Here is a 13,038-nt window from a genome sequence, read left to right as displayed (position 1 = left end):
ATGAAACGCTCACCGCTATTCACTTTGCTTTCGAGTCTGGGGATTGCCGCGGCGATGATCCTGACCGCCGCACTGGTCGCCTGGATTGGCCGCACTGCGCTGGGTAGTTTCGAGGTCTGGCAGCAGACATTCGAATCCGCACGACCTTATCTGCGGTGGTGGCGCGCCCTGCTCTACGCCGCCCTCTTTGCGCTCTGGTGGGACCTGCTTCGGCGCTACCGACATCGACCACAGGATCGACTGCGCCTGAAACGCATCGGGACAATAGGGCTCGTGCTCTTTACCTGCGTCGAACTCACCCGACTGTGAGGTCAGCACCATGCTTATGAGCACCAACAGCTACCTGGAGTTTTACCTCTCTCTGCTGGCCTGGATCATCAACAACGGCCTCTGGAGTGTCCTGTCCGACACCGGGCTGTTCGCCGCGCCCTTTGGTGCAATCATCCTCCAGGAATGGTTGTCGGCCCGTCAGCAAGGCGCGGACGAAGGTAACAAGGGGCTGCTCTCGGTGCCACGGATAGAGAACCGTTTGTGGCTGGCCTACATCGTCGTCTTGTTCGGTTGCGCGCCTGTGTTTCCGTTGAGCCTCTCATCAATGGCGTTCAATGATGCGGCAAGCCAGCGCTGCGGCGTCAGTGTGGCCCAACCGACGGAAACCGCCTGGGGGATGACCTTCAATACTATCGGCGAACGCTCCGCCAACGTACCGATCTGGTGGTTTCTGGTGCATGCCTTGAGCAAAGGCGTGACCGCGGCGGCCACCGCTTCCATCCCCTGCGCACCGGATATCCGGCAAATGCGCATGGAGATCGACAGCTCGCGCATCGACAGCCAGGTGCTGCTGCAAGAGGTCGCCGATTTCACCCGCGACTGCTACGGCTATTCCCGTTCTCGGCTGTTCACCAACCGTCCGCAGTTGGACAAGGCACAAAGTCATGACGCCTCCTGGATCGGCTCAAGCTATTTGCTCGATACGCCCGGCTACTACGATACGGATCGTTCACGCACACCGCGCGTCAATTGGCCGTATGACGACAACCGCGATGTATCCTTGCCGCGGTTAGAAAATGGTGCGGGCTACCCCACCTGCAAGCAGTGGTGGAGCGACAGCGGTGTCGGGTTGCGCGAGCGCTTGATCGAGCAGGTCGATCCATCGCTGCTGACTCAGCTGAAAGGTTGGTTGACTGGCCGCTCGAGCAACGAGATCGAAGATGCCACCCTGCGCGAACTGGTCAGCCCGCGCCAGCAAACGATGTCCATGTCGCCCGGACAGGTGTACCAGGACTATGGCTCCAGCGCCCGCGGGGGCTCAATCAATCAGAGTCTCAATAACCTGGCTACCAACACCGGGCTGGCCCTCGGCTCCTTCAGCAACTTTCCGGCGATGAATGCGCTACGCGCCGCCCTACCGATGGTGCAGGCTTTCCTGATCATGGGCGTCATCATCAGCTTGCCGCTGATTCTGTTGGTCAGTACCTACCAGTTGAAGACCGTCATGACCGTGACGTTCGCGCTGTTCACCTTACACATGCTGAGCTTCTGGTGGGAACTGGCGCGTTGGGTCGACTCCAGTATGCTCGATACCTTGTACAACCAGGTTTCGGCTTCAAATCAGGTGCTGTTGTCGCTGCCCACATCCGGACTTATGGATGGGACGGTCACCGCGCAGGTGATCGAGTACGTGATGGGGGCAATGTTCGTCGTGCTTCCGATGTTGTTTTTGGCTGCAATGAGCTGGGCAGGATATAGCGTTGGCTCAATTGCCGACGGCATGCTTAGCAAAGGAGCAGCTCAAGCGCAGGACGCCGGTGCAAGGGGCGCTGGAGCTCTGATATCTGCTGGAAAAGCCTTAAGGAAGGGGTGAAGAACTCCACTACAGGTCTTTTAAATCAGGCTGACCGGGTGCGCGGCCATACTCATACTCACCATATGGGTCGCCATATGCCTTGTACCGGAGAGCATCCTTAGGTTTGATAGGCGTTCCATTGGCGATGGCCCAACACAAGACAATAAGGATCATCACCGACACTGTGAACCATAAGCTAACTAGAAGGAGTCCGGCGGCTATTGCCAACTTGATAACTAGAAAACTCCCGCGAACAAGTAATTTACCTGCGGGCATTCCTGCCGTCTCCGCACTCTCAACCACGCGGGATTCAAACGCTTTCACCTTACGATAACCACGCTTCACCGACAGACCACAGGCGTACGCCCAGCGGTGGGCACGTAAACTTTGAACAGGTTGCTGAGTCGGCATGGTCTCGCCCTCTTCTGAGCGTTTTCATGGTTGAGGCAAGAGTATTAGCCTACTACTGAAAGCGGTCGATATCTGACCGTTTATCAGTTTGCTCAGACGGCGCCGCGAGCGTTGATATGGGCTGCGCGTTGAAAACAGCCCCCATATCCTAGTCCGCCAAGAATAGGACCCGTAAACGGCTAGTAACCTTTCGGTATGCGATAGGTCTTGCCCTTTTTTGTGCGGTCTTCGAAAAAGTCCGCATGCTCCGATTCGTCCGTGCGTATGCAATCGCGCGTCTGACCATTCCCAACGTTGCATTTCGACCACTCAACCCGACTGCGTAATTCGTCCAGCCTCGCCACCTCGCCTCGACGCGCTTTTATTTCGTCTAACGACGGCACCCACAGATAGAGAGACACTACTACCAATGTAAGGATCGTAGCCTGCGCCGACAGGAAGTAGAGCCAACGCCTGCTATTCAATTTCTTTGCTGCCATGTTGTACAGTTCAGCAGCCCGCTGAGCGGCAGCATCTGCCTCCGTGAATCTCTTGCTCAACAGCTCAGCGGCTTGATTCGCAGTTGACTGTGCAGAACTCTCGATGCTCTGTTTGACGCCCGCCTCCAGTCGAACCAGCTTCTTTTCGACGCTATCCTGCAGCTCACGCAACGCCTCAGTAGCCCGTCGAGACTTGCTCTCATCGATCTCTACAGCTTCGAGAACTTTGCGAGCCGCGCCAAAGAGGGCCTGAAAATTTCGATCGTGCGCTTGCTCTTGACTTGTTCCGGCCATCAATATCTTCCTAAAGTTGGACCTTTTAGATCGGGCATCTCGTGATCTGGTTGCTTCATCTCTCTCTGAAGGGAAAGATATCGCTCCTGGCTGTACTCGATCCATTGTTTGTGGGACAGGTTCAAATCCATCAAATCCTGTAAGGCGGCGAAATGCAGACCTCCACCGCTGCCGGCCACCAGCACCAATCCGCCTGTTCCGGTCTCCTCTGGCCCTTGAGCAAGCCGCACCAGATCGATGTAGTCGCGCTCAGCCCTTGTAATCTCAGCCGATCTGCGTTGCAGAATGCCAGCAGCCAGCTCCTCGATAAAATTTTGGAACCTCTCGCTTGACTTAGGCCGTTGCCTGGCGCCTTCGCCAAATGCATCGAGATAGGGCTCAATGCGTGCCGACAGTGCAGCGCTGGGAAGAGGCGCCGTTTCGATGTACCAATGCACCCGCCGCGAAGTACCTGGCAGGTCAGGCAATTCGTCCAATTTTTCGGAAAAAATTCGAGATAGAAACTGGTGACGACCAGCCTCTTTTTTTGACTTGTTAGCCTCAGTCTTAAACTCGATCAAACGTACTGTGCCAGGGAATGCCATCAGCAAATCCCCCAATCGTTTATCGTCTGGCGTTTGTTGAAGCAAGTTCACCATACTTGGTAACTGACCGGATCTCAGCTGTGAACCAAGAGCGAACCCCAGCCCGTAGAGAAAATTTCCGATAACCACATTTTCATACAACTTCATTGAACATCATCACCCTAGTATCACGCCCTTTAGAAGCTTGCCGGTAGCGCTCCAAGCCTAACCGTTTGTCAGTCAATCCGGTCGAAAAACAAGGCTGGCTTTCAGTAGACTCAGTTCGTCTAAAGCGTTGGTTTATCTCGTTGCTATTCGCGAACAGCTCGGCTAAACCCGGGTACGGATCGCTGTTATCGACAGCATTTTCCCAGGTAGCCAGAACCTTCAAGGCTACGTCACTTCGGTGATGGTTCTCCCCAAGTGCGATTAGCGTTCGGTGGCTCGCACGGTGACCGTTTCTACGGTGATGAACGCCTACTGCTCTCCTGAGCGCCTTTCGAGCTCTGCTCGCCAGGCAAACCTTCTTGTTTTTCTTCAACCCACAGCGGGGAAATTCTTTCCCCCACGGGACAGGTTTCTTCGCGTTTCAACGGAGACATTCCATGCCCGACTCACTTACACCGGAAACACTGAACACCCTTCGGTTGCCCATTGTGTTCACGCTGGCGCGTGGCAATGCGCAGTACTGCTCGAGCGTTCAGGTCGTCCTGAGAGGCTGCAGGTCGATCGGCTGAGCCACGTATTGCGCGCAGCTTTCGAGGCTCACCTGGCCTATCCACACGAGCCCTATGTGCTGTTCGAGGTAGCCCACATCGCGCCAACGGGTCATCCACACCATGACCCGCTGCTGCAACTGAGCCTCAGTCTGCTCCAAGAGCCGGACCAGCCTGACGCCTTGTTGATAGCGCTTGCAGGAGAACACCTGCTCTAAGCGCAATTGGCGGCGCCCACCTCCACATTTGGACGGCATGCAAGACCTGCATCAATCCAACCCATCACCCAACCGGGGAACCCTCCCCCGACGGGCAAGGCGTTCCTCCGTTTTTCTCTCGAGGAAATTGCCATGCGCGATATCTACCAAGACGTAACTGACAAGATCGTTACCGCGTTAGTCCAAGGCGTTGCTCCCTGGATCAAACCCTGGTCCTCAAGTGGCTCCGCTGACGTCGGTCATCATCAACCCTACCCCATCAACGCCATCACGCGACGTCCGTATTCGGGCATCAATTTACCGCTGCTCTGGGCCGAGGCCAGGTTGCGGGGATTCACTCAAGATCGTTGGCTGACCTTCAATCAAGCCAAAAAGGCCGGCGGGCACATCCGTAAGGGTGAGCACAGCGCCCTGGCGGTACTCTACAAGCCGATGGAGCGCGAGGAACAGACCGAGTCAGGCCAACCCGTACTCGATGAAAACGGTCAGCCCAAGGTCGCTCACTTCGGCATTCTCAGGACACATTTTCTGTTCAACATCGAGCAAACGGAAGGGCTCGAAATGCTCAATGACACCCTGATCGAGACGGAACAGAGTGATCCCTTCCAGCCCAACGGCGCCGCGGAGAATCTGCTGTTAAGTTCGGGTGCACACATCGTTCATCGATCTGCCGACGAAGCCTTTTACCACCCGATCAGGGATCTCATCCAACTACCGACAAAAGCGCAATTTCACGATGAAGGTGGGTACTACGCCACCGCACTTCACGAGCTGACGCACTGGACCGGGCATCACGCTCGGTTGCAGCGCGAGGGGGTGACTTCATCCTGTCCGTTCGGCTCGCCAGGCTACGCGTTTGAGGAGTTGATCGCCGAAATGGGCGCTGCTTTTTTATGTGCTTACGCCGGCATTCAGGGAGAGGTGCGGCACGAGGGCTATATCGACTCCTGGCTCGGCCTGCTCAAGGCTGACAAACGCGCGATCTTTCGCGCCAGTGGTCAGGCCCGAAGCGCCTCGGAATATGTACTCAACCTGGAGCAGCAACTGAAGCGAGCGGTCTTGGACGACTCACTCTGCATGAACGATGGAGCTTGATCGTTACCTCTCCGCTGCAAACGCCTCACAGGGTCCAACACGAGTTGGACCCTTTTTTCTGCGCCCAGAAAAAAACTTTTGCCGCCGGCACTGACGCAAAGAGTCAGGGATGGGCACACACCCGCAGCCTGTCATTCCGCATCCAGGTTCTGCGCCAGAAAATCCACCAGCTCGAGCGGACTCCGGCTATCGATCACCTTGTAGATCAGATCGCGTTTACTGCGCGGTAACTTCTTGACCACGCTCTTCGCCGAGGCCCGGACGGCTTCGTCGGTCCCATGGATACGTGCCGCGAGCAGCAGCACGAGCGTGGCGTCAGTGAGGTTCATGGCTAGACCCAAAAAATATGCACCGCAGTGTACCGACTCTTGTCTTTGCCGTACTAGCCCCAACAAAACGATGCCTAGCCGTATCCATATTCCGATTGCCATGCAAAGGGACACGAGCCAAAAGGACGGGTAAGGGTTGGAAGGGAATGGGGACTCAAGGGTAAGAGCGCTATCCGAAAAGGCTAAAAGGCCACTGACCCAGCCACTTTCCGGAGGTCACGATGCTCAGCCTGTTTCGCCGCAAAAGGCAGAAGCCCCCTCTGCCACCGACCGTCAACGTCGCCGAAGGTTACCTGTCCATCGAGTCGGCTCACAACTTGTTAGCCGCGGAGCACCGCCGCCAGCTGCTCGATCGCATCTGGCAGTACACCGCCCTCTCCCACGCGCAGTTCATCCAGCTCTATTTAAATCCGATCCATCGCTACGCCGAACAGGTCCAGCAACTCCCGGCCAGCGAGACGCACCACCATGCGTATCTCGGCGGCATGCTCGACCATGGACTGGAACTGGTCGCCTGCAGTTTGAAACTGCGCCAATCCTATCTGCTTCCCACTGGTGCGGCGCCCGAAGACCAGGCCGCCCAGACTGACGCTTGGTCCGCTGGCATCGCCTATGGCGCGTTGCTCCATGACATCGGCAAGATTGCCGTGGACCTGTTTGTCGAACGCCAGGATGGCCGTGTTTGGCATCCTTGGCAGGGTTCCCTGGATCAGCCGTATCGTTTCCGCTATCTCAAGGGGCGCGACTACCACTTGCACGGCGCGGCCGCAGGCTTGCTCTACAACCAGATTATCGACCGGCCAATTCTCGATTGGCTCAGTGGATTTCCGCCTCTGTGGGCCAATCTGCTGTATGTCCTGGCGGGCCAGTACGAACGTGCCGGCGTGCTCGGTGAGTTGGTGATGCAGGCCGACCGCGTTTCCACCGCACAGAACATCGGTGGTAACCCGAGCAAGGCGCTGCAAGCACCGATTCATTCGCTGCAACATCACTTGATCAGCGGATTGCGTCATCTGGTTCAGCACGAACTGAAACTCAACCAGCCAGGTGCCGCGGGATGGCTGACCCAGGACGCGCTCTGGCTCGTCAACAAGACGGTCACGGACAAGCTGCGAGCCTATCTACTGTCGCAATCGATTGAGGGCATTCCCTCGTCCAACCTCGCAGTGTTCGATGAGCTGCAGTCGCACGGATTGGTTGAGTCCACGCCGGAAGGAAAAGCCATCTGGACCGCGCTTGTGGCACAGGGAAATTGGCAGCAGCATTTCACCTTTCTGCGCCTTCAACCGGCACTGATTTGGGGGAACGAAGACCGGCCTGAGACTTTCAGCGGAACAGTGAGCGTGGTAACCGATGACCATCCGTCTGACGCTTCGGCATCACCTCCAGCGCCTAAGACTGTCAGTAATGGATCGCGTCAAAGCTCTTCGCTGACAAATCCCATGGCGATGGAAGACGCTGACTCTCTCGGCACGCTGTTGGATATGTTCGAGCTGGAAGAGCCTGAGGTCAGCGACGAATCGTCAGCACACATTCTCGAAATCTCAAATCCCTCGTCGGATGACCCTGGCCAGGCATTCCTGAATTGGGTCAAAGAAGGCATCCGGAGTCACAGGCTGATCATCAATGACAGCAAGGCCAAAATCCACACGGTGGGTGGGAACGTATTTCTGGTCACCCCTGGTCTCTTTCAACGCTATACGCAGGAGTTCCCCGGCATCTCTCTGGGCGCCTGCCAAGAGATCGAAGAATGGCGTTGGGTGCAGAAGCAGTTTGAGAAACTGAGGGTTCATAGAAAGCGTGGCAACGGTATGAATATCTGGGTATGTACGGTGAGGGGGCCACGAAAAACCTCGAAAATACAAGGATATATCTTACAAAGCCCCGACTACCTATTCGAGAAACTACCAGAGGATAACCCGTTCCTAGAAATAACCGGCAGTACCTAAATGTAGAGATTTCGACAACGTCACCATAAAAATTGGCGCCCTCCAGACTCCTCCCGATAGGCCTCCAGTGCCTCCTCCTGAACCGTCGTGCGGCACACTCCTGAAACTTCATAGGCGTGCGCCTCCGGACTTGCCTAGAGCTTTAGAATCGACTTAACTACGATGGACGCAATAGCAATGAGACAGTACAGTGATATTTTAAAATCAATAATCAAGGAATGACATGGCTGAGACAGCTAATATTGCAAAAATGGCGGAAATACTCTCGAAAGGTATATTCGGAGAGTTTTTATGGAACAGAGTTGGCCCGCACGATAGGAACTGGACTTGCGAAGAACCTGAAAAACATAGCGTTTCGACCCACCCAACCGATATTGTTTTTTGGTACGAAGAGCCGTATTCACAAGCTCGAACCTATATCAACTGCGACCTAAAAAGCTACAAGAAAGAAACAATTACGACTGAAAAAGTTAAAGTGGCCGTAAAGAGTTTGGCCAACAGCTTGGAGTGTGCAGAAAAAAGCCAACCGTGGCAATCTGAATACACTCACGAACATGTCGCAAAAAATATCTGCGGATTGCTTTTTATTTACAACCATGATGGGAAGTTCGATGCGGATTTCTCCAAAAGAATTGAAAATATAAAAAGCGAAGAGCTCAACATCCCCAAAGGTTCTAAGCTCGTCGTACTAAGCCCTGCGGATATATTCTGGCTTAACAATGTCAAGGATGAAATACTTAGAATGCGAGGCAGTGAAGACTTACCATCTCGCAATCAATGCAAATTTTTCTACCCTCATCTATCAAACAAAAAAAACGTTAAGCTTGAAAAGGCCCCAGCTGCCACACTTGAAATGCTTACCTCTTCTTGGATCATCATGCAGTACTCTATGGTTCCCGACGCTCCCAAAAATGATTTTGTAATCTTTTATAGGAAACGAGGCTTTGAACAAGCCGAGTTTTTATACCTGATCGACTGCCTTATGCATTATCAGGTTCTAGTCAGCGGAAACAAAGTGACAATAAAAATTCTTGACCCCCATCAATCAGCAAACGCTAAATTCAAGCTAGCTGTCGACGAATATGCGGAACGTTGCGGCGGTGGAGAAATCGGAAAAATATTGAACAGCATAGAATTCTCCCAAATGACGACTACCACCCAAACATTTTCAGAGGTCGAAATAGGTATGCGTGATGACTGATAAAAAAAATCCACTCTATTATTGTGCTACTGATAAAGAAATTTTTGACGTTCTAAAATCAGCCAAGCAACGATTAACTGAACACGTTCTTTTAGAGCTCGCAAAAGACAAAGGGATTTTCTACTCTGCAAATGAAGATAGAGATGATCTTGCAGAAAAAATCTCACTTCTCCCGCATGATTATTACGACCTGAATGTTTTGCTCTCTAGGCGTGAGCAAAACAATAGAAGTGACAAAATCAAGAGTGAAACGCTTAATGGAAGTCTGACTATTGAAGAGATCAAGGAAATTGCCAAGGAGTTCCAAGAGAGTCCTGAGGAGGATGAGAAAGTAAAGATAGTTCAAGACGGAAACAAGATCACCGTAAAGATAGAATATTCCGACTTGAACTACGCCAAAAGCAGACTGATGCAACGCATCAAAAAAGAAGCCGACATTGAGTTTGAGGTTAATTCAAAAAATACAATCTTGAGATTCCCAGCAAACAGCAAAGGAGAATCTATAGCAAAAAAACTAACAAACAGGATAGAAGAAAAAAGAAAGAAATCATTCCTATCTTAAAAATTGAGCTAATTGACATTTCGGGACATCTCGCAAAAACTGAATTTTTCACACGACTTATCACATCACTACCCGGATTTAGACTTAGCAATGTTACCAATATAAAAGTTGAGTCCAGCCACACAAAGAACAATCTGCCTAGCGATGACGAGGAGGAAGCGGACATTAGTGATGAAGCCCGGGATGAGATGTTAGGCGTAGTAAAAAACGCAGCACTACGTGGAGAAAGCCTTCTCAGCTCTAAACAATACCAAGATCTCAAAAACGGAGGATTCTACATAGCCTCTATCGTATGGAGGTCCGATAAAACTTCAGGAAAAAGAGAGCGAGTAGAATTTTTTGCTGGATTTGAGAAACCTGAAACTGGGGAAGGTTTTAAATTCAGTATCAAAGGGTATTACAACTTTAGCAGCCTTGAATACACAAAAAGCATTAGATCATTCAAAGACGATGAAAAACGAGAGTATATTGCACTAATTGAGCAGACAGCTCAAATTGTGATCCATAACTTAAAGACAGAGCAAACCTCGTACACCAATGGCAGCCAAAAGGAAGACGAGCAATGACCAGAATAAAATGGTACAAGTTTTCCTCTAGTTTAGACGCCGAAACTTTGAACTCAAAAATCAACAAGATAAAGTTCAATCAATATTCTTCCGATGGTTTTCAAATCTCAAGTTTTCGCAAGGATAGAATCGAGGCAAGATATATCGAAAGAATTGAATATGACGAATCCCAAAAAGATCCATTTGGCGAAACCATAACCACCCGCAGAATCGTATATAGGGACACACAGTTTAAGATATTTTTTAGCAGTAACACTTTGGAAATCATCAATCCAGGAAGAAACTTAAACACATTTATAATGAAACTTGGCGAAGCTAGTGGTTTTAATTTTTCCATCGAACCCATCTCTTTGGACATTAGAAAACTCACTTATACCAATAATTTCTTAGCTTCGAATTTCCAAAACACCTCAATAAGTATCTCGCAGATAGACCTTGGCGAGGGTACCTCTGCAAAAATCACTGCAACTGGCGGATTGAACATCAAAGAAACGGTTGAGCAGTTGATCGCCGGAAGAGCCTACTACATATCGGCATTGACATTTAAATCAACCACTCGGGATTTTGTTGCGAGCTTTGTTATAACAAGAGATGGAGGGCTCAAAACCGCAGGAAAAGATTCCAACCGGCTTATAGAGTTTCTAAAATCTGAAATTTTTATTATTTGACAAGCGCTCTAATAGCAAGAGCGCTCATCACTCAAGCACGCGACGCAGTCCTTGTCACCGCGTTGATATAGCACCACAGTTTTTAGCTTAAGCATTGGACCACTTTTCTTGTAGTTTGATTGAAATTTTCGGGAGTAAGAGCATCAATAGGTGAAAAGCCTTTTAGTCGCTCATGGGGCTCACAGAGCATCCGATAAAGCGTCCAAGCATTTACATCTGGAAACCGCTCAAGCAATACGAGTACCAACTTATGCCGCAACGGATCAAGCTGCCAATCCGGAATGCGCTGACCGCGATTCCCCAGGCTCAGGGACAGCAGACGGCGAGCCTTGATATCACGGTTGATCTGATCTCGGGATTTGCCAGCCAATTTCGCGAAAACCAGTAACGGCAAATTACTAGCGGCCTCATAAATGGCAAGCATCTCGGCGCGTTCGCGCTGGATGTCAGACACGTGAGATTTATGCGGCGTTTCAGTCGGGGCCGAAAGAGGTACGACAGGCGGCTGGTGCGACACAATCAGAGCTGGTTCGTTGCTAACCGAAGCCTTGGGCGCCGAGACGGTTGTCATCGGAAAGGCGCCGTTGAATTGAATGGAATTCGTTTTCACGTTTTCCAGCGACGGCAGCGAAGCGGCCCCCTCCAATCGGATGGTAAGCGGAGAGCTTGCCGCTTTCAGCTGGCCCTGCCCCCAAAGATCGAGACGATTCGCCCAGTCCTGCATCATCGTCCGGCGTTGCTCGACATACTCCGCGTGATTGTAGGCCGCACTCACCTTGTCTGGATCGGCATGAGAAAGCTGGGCATCCACCCACACCTTCGGGTATCCGATCTCGTTCAGCGCCGTCGAGATCGTCGCTCTCATGCCATGACCGGTGAGTTGATCGGCGTACCCCATCCGGCGTAACGCGCCATTCAGCGTGTTCTCACTGATACGCTTGCTCAGATCGCTTCGATGCGCAAACAAGTAGCGTTGTGCGGGGACAACCTGTTCCAGCAAGTGACGCACAATCTCCAGAGCCTGAACCGACAACGGCACGATATAAGGCGGTACACTTTGGGTCTGCTTACCTGGCTTTCGCATGGCTAGCTGGAGCTGTTTCACCACCTCCGCGGGTATCACCCACAACCGTTTCTCCAGATCGAACTGGTCGGGTGTTGCCAACCGCAATTCGCCCGTGCGGACACCGGTCAGCAGCAACAACCGAAGGCCAAGCCGAGTTTGGTTGGCGCCACCGTAGTTTCGAAGAGCAGCCATCAATGCCGGGAGCTCGTCCATACGAAGAAATGGATTATGCGTAACCGGAGGTTTGGGGAGTGCAACCACATCAAGGTCTGAAGCTGGGTTGTGTTCCAGCCCCTCGATCTTCACCAGCGCATAGCGGAACAATTGGTTGAACCAGGTCCGGCATTTTTCGGCGGTCGTTAAGGCTTTGCGCTGTTCGATCCTGCTCAGCAAATCCAGCAAATCATGACGACTGATATCGTAGATAGACCGCACACCGAGCGTGGGCAGAACGTCCTTATTGAAGATTCGCAGGATTTGCGAGAGCGTACTCTGGCGCCCTTCCTTCAGGCTCAGCCTACGGAACTCCACCCACTGATTGAACACAGCCTCAAAGGTGTGCTCTGCCGCAAAACGAACAGCACGACGCTGCTGCTTACGGTGCTCATAGGGATTGATGCCTTGGGCGACCAAGGCTCGCGCCTCGTCACGTCGGACGCGGGCTTCTTTGAGGCTGATTTGCGGATAGCTACCCAGAGACATGCGCTTCTGCACGCCCGCCCAGTAGTATCTGAAACGCCAGATTTTTCCGCCGCGAGCCGTCACGTTGAGCGCAAGCCCATCCGTGTCGCCTATCGTGTAGTCATTGCCGGTGATTCGGGCTTGCCGAACGGTAGTATCCGAGAGTGCCATAGCGAGCTCCTGAACAGAGTCAGGGCCAGATGCTCGTCTCGCTATCCAAGCTGCTCCAGCAAAAAACCGATTCAGTGCACATCCAAATCCAAGATCCTCATTCGGGACTTAAATCGGGACTTAAAAGCACTGGATGGAGCTGGATTTCAGTGGTTCCCGCTGGAACGAAAAAAGGGCCTAAAGGCCCTGATTTCAATCACTTACAGAATTCAGTGGAACTCTG

Annotated in this window: 13 protein-coding genes and 1 pseudogene; 9 read left to right on the top strand and 5 right to left on the bottom strand. The window is 52.3% G+C overall.

The annotated features are described in order from the left end of the window. Both C4J92_RS09825 and C4J92_RS09820 read left to right on the top strand, forming a co-directional pair. Positions 1–309, top strand: coding sequence for a hypothetical protein (locus C4J92_RS09825; RefSeq protein WP_124403696.1), 309 nt, complete (start codon positions 1–3; stop codon positions 307–309). 10 nt (positions 310–319) lie between these two features. Beyond that, complete coding sequence (locus tag C4J92_RS09820) at positions 320–1,864, top strand: conjugal transfer protein TraG N-terminal domain-containing protein (RefSeq protein WP_124403695.1); 1,545 nt, start codon at positions 320–322, stop codon at positions 1,862–1,864. 9 nt (positions 1,865–1,873) lie between these two features. Here the strand turns inward: C4J92_RS09820 and C4J92_RS09815 are convergent, their stop codons facing one another. The 3 genes from C4J92_RS09815 to C4J92_RS09805 form a co-directional block, all read right to left on the bottom strand. Continuing rightward, positions 1,874–2,257, bottom strand: coding sequence for a DUF3742 family protein (locus C4J92_RS09815; protein ID WP_124403694.1), 384 nt, complete (start codon positions 2,255–2,257; stop codon positions 1,874–1,876). A gap of 179 nt (positions 2,258–2,436) precedes the next feature. Further along, positions 2,437–3,030, bottom strand: a complete 594-nt coding sequence (locus C4J92_RS09810; protein ID WP_124403693.1) for a hypothetical protein — start codon at positions 3,028–3,030, stop codon at positions 2,437–2,439. Continuing rightward, positions 3,030–3,761: a hypothetical protein gene (locus C4J92_RS09805; protein WP_011334428.1), complete on the bottom strand. Its 732-nt coding sequence runs from the start codon at positions 3,759–3,761 to the stop codon at positions 3,030–3,032. The genes C4J92_RS09810 and C4J92_RS09805 overlap by 1 nt, the downstream gene beginning before the upstream one ends. Positions 3,762–4,198: 437 nt before the next feature. On the opposite strand from C4J92_RS09805, the pseudogene C4J92_RS09800 reads away from it, so the two are divergent. Both C4J92_RS09800 and C4J92_RS09795 read left to right on the top strand, forming a co-directional pair. Beyond that, positions 4,199–4,527: pseudogene (locus tag C4J92_RS09800) on the top strand (hypothetical protein). A gap of 132 nt (positions 4,528–4,659) precedes the next feature. Continuing rightward, a complete protein-coding gene (locus tag C4J92_RS09795; RefSeq protein ID WP_124403692.1) occupies positions 4,660–5,622 on the top strand; it encodes an ArdC family protein in 963 nt (320 codons plus the stop codon). A gap of 131 nt (positions 5,623–5,753) precedes the next feature. On the opposite strand, the gene C4J92_RS09790 is transcribed toward C4J92_RS09795, so the two are convergent. After that, a complete protein-coding gene (locus C4J92_RS09790) occupies positions 5,754–5,951 on the bottom strand; it encodes a hypothetical protein (protein ID WP_007901093.1) in 198 nt (65 codons plus the stop codon). A gap of 221 nt (positions 5,952–6,172) precedes the next feature. Between C4J92_RS09790 and mobH the strand changes: the two genes are divergently transcribed. From mobH to C4J92_RS09765, 5 genes are all read left to right on the top strand, one after another. Beyond that, positions 6,173–7,900: a MobH family relaxase gene (gene mobH, locus C4J92_RS09785; RefSeq protein ID WP_124403691.1), complete on the top strand. Its 1,728-nt coding sequence runs from the start codon at positions 6,173–6,175 to the stop codon at positions 7,898–7,900. 223 nt (positions 7,901–8,123) lie between these two features. Further along, positions 8,124–9,101 carry a hypothetical protein gene (locus C4J92_RS09780; RefSeq protein WP_124362159.1) on the top strand — a complete coding sequence of 326 codons (978 nt, stop codon included), beginning with the start codon at positions 8,124–8,126 and terminating at the stop codon, positions 9,099–9,101. Further along, the gene (locus C4J92_RS09775) at positions 9,094–9,663 is read left to right on the top strand and encodes a hypothetical protein (protein ID WP_124403690.1); all 570 of its coding nucleotides are present in this window, start codon (positions 9,094–9,096) and stop codon (positions 9,661–9,663) included. Before C4J92_RS09780 ends, C4J92_RS09775 begins: the two co-directional genes overlap by 8 nt. A gap of 188 nt (positions 9,664–9,851) precedes the next feature. After that, entirely contained in the window at positions 9,852–10,229 is a 378-nt protein-coding gene (locus C4J92_RS09770; protein ID WP_124403689.1) for a hypothetical protein, read from the top strand. Continuing rightward, on the top strand, positions 10,226–10,897 hold the full coding sequence (locus C4J92_RS09765; protein WP_124403688.1) for a hypothetical protein: 672 nt from the start codon (positions 10,226–10,228) through the stop codon (positions 10,895–10,897). Before C4J92_RS09770 ends, C4J92_RS09765 begins: the two co-directional genes overlap by 4 nt. Positions 10,898–10,979: 82 nt before the next feature. On the opposite strand, the gene C4J92_RS09760 is transcribed toward C4J92_RS09765, so the two are convergent. Beyond that, positions 10,980–12,815 (bottom strand): integrase arm-type DNA-binding domain-containing protein, encoded by a 1,836-nt coding sequence (locus tag C4J92_RS09760; protein WP_124362156.1) that lies wholly within the window; start codon positions 12,813–12,815, stop codon positions 10,980–10,982. Between the last annotated feature and the right edge of the window lie 223 nt (positions 12,816–13,038).

Origin of the sequence: Pseudomonas sp. R3-18-08 (assembly GCF_003852065.1) — a bacterium.
In the GTDB taxonomy this organism is placed as follows: domain Bacteria; phylum Pseudomonadota; class Gammaproteobacteria; order Pseudomonadales; family Pseudomonadaceae; genus Aquipseudomonas.
The sequence above is the reverse complement of the archived record's forward strand: the minus strand, read 5'-3'. Positions and strand labels throughout refer to the sequence as shown.

Bases quoted from the DNA above. Each gene is read 5' to 3' on its own strand.
- C4J92_RS09780 (WP_124362159.1), top strand. From the start codon at position 8,124: ATGGCTGAGACAGCTAATATTGCAAAAATGGCGGAAATACTCTCGAAA.
- C4J92_RS09810 (WP_124403693.1), bottom strand. From the start codon at position 3,030: ATGGCCGGAACAAGTCAAGAGCAAGCGCACGATCGAAATTTTCAGGCC.
- C4J92_RS09765 (WP_124403688.1), top strand. From the start codon at position 10,226: ATGACCAGAATAAAATGGTACAAGTTTTCCTCTAGTTTAGACGCCGAA.
- C4J92_RS09795 (WP_124403692.1), top strand. From the start codon at position 4,660: ATGCGCGATATCTACCAAGACGTAACTGACAAGATCGTTACCGCGTTA.
- C4J92_RS09815 (WP_124403694.1), bottom strand. From the start codon at position 2,257: ATGCCGACTCAGCAACCTGTTCAAAGTTTACGTGCCCACCGCTGGGCG.
- C4J92_RS09770 (WP_124403689.1), top strand. From the start codon at position 9,852: ATGTTAGGCGTAGTAAAAAACGCAGCACTACGTGGAGAAAGCCTTCTC.
- C4J92_RS09775 (WP_124403690.1), top strand. From the start codon at position 9,094: ATGACTGATAAAAAAAATCCACTCTATTATTGTGCTACTGATAAAGAA.
- C4J92_RS09790 (WP_007901093.1), bottom strand. From the start codon at position 5,951: ATGAACCTCACTGACGCCACGCTCGTGCTGCTGCTCGCGGCACGTATC.
- mobH (WP_124403691.1), top strand. From the start codon at position 6,173: ATGCTCAGCCTGTTTCGCCGCAAAAGGCAGAAGCCCCCTCTGCCACCG.
- C4J92_RS09820 (WP_124403695.1), top strand. From the start codon at position 320: ATGCTTATGAGCACCAACAGCTACCTGGAGTTTTACCTCTCTCTGCTG.
- C4J92_RS09760 (WP_124362156.1), bottom strand. From the start codon at position 12,815: ATGGCACTCTCGGATACTACCGTTCGGCAAGCCCGAATCACCGGCAAT.
- C4J92_RS09805 (WP_011334428.1), bottom strand. From the start codon at position 3,761: ATGAAGTTGTATGAAAATGTGGTTATCGGAAATTTTCTCTACGGGCTG.
- C4J92_RS09825 (WP_124403696.1), top strand. From the start codon at position 1: ATGAAACGCTCACCGCTATTCACTTTGCTTTCGAGTCTGGGGATTGCC.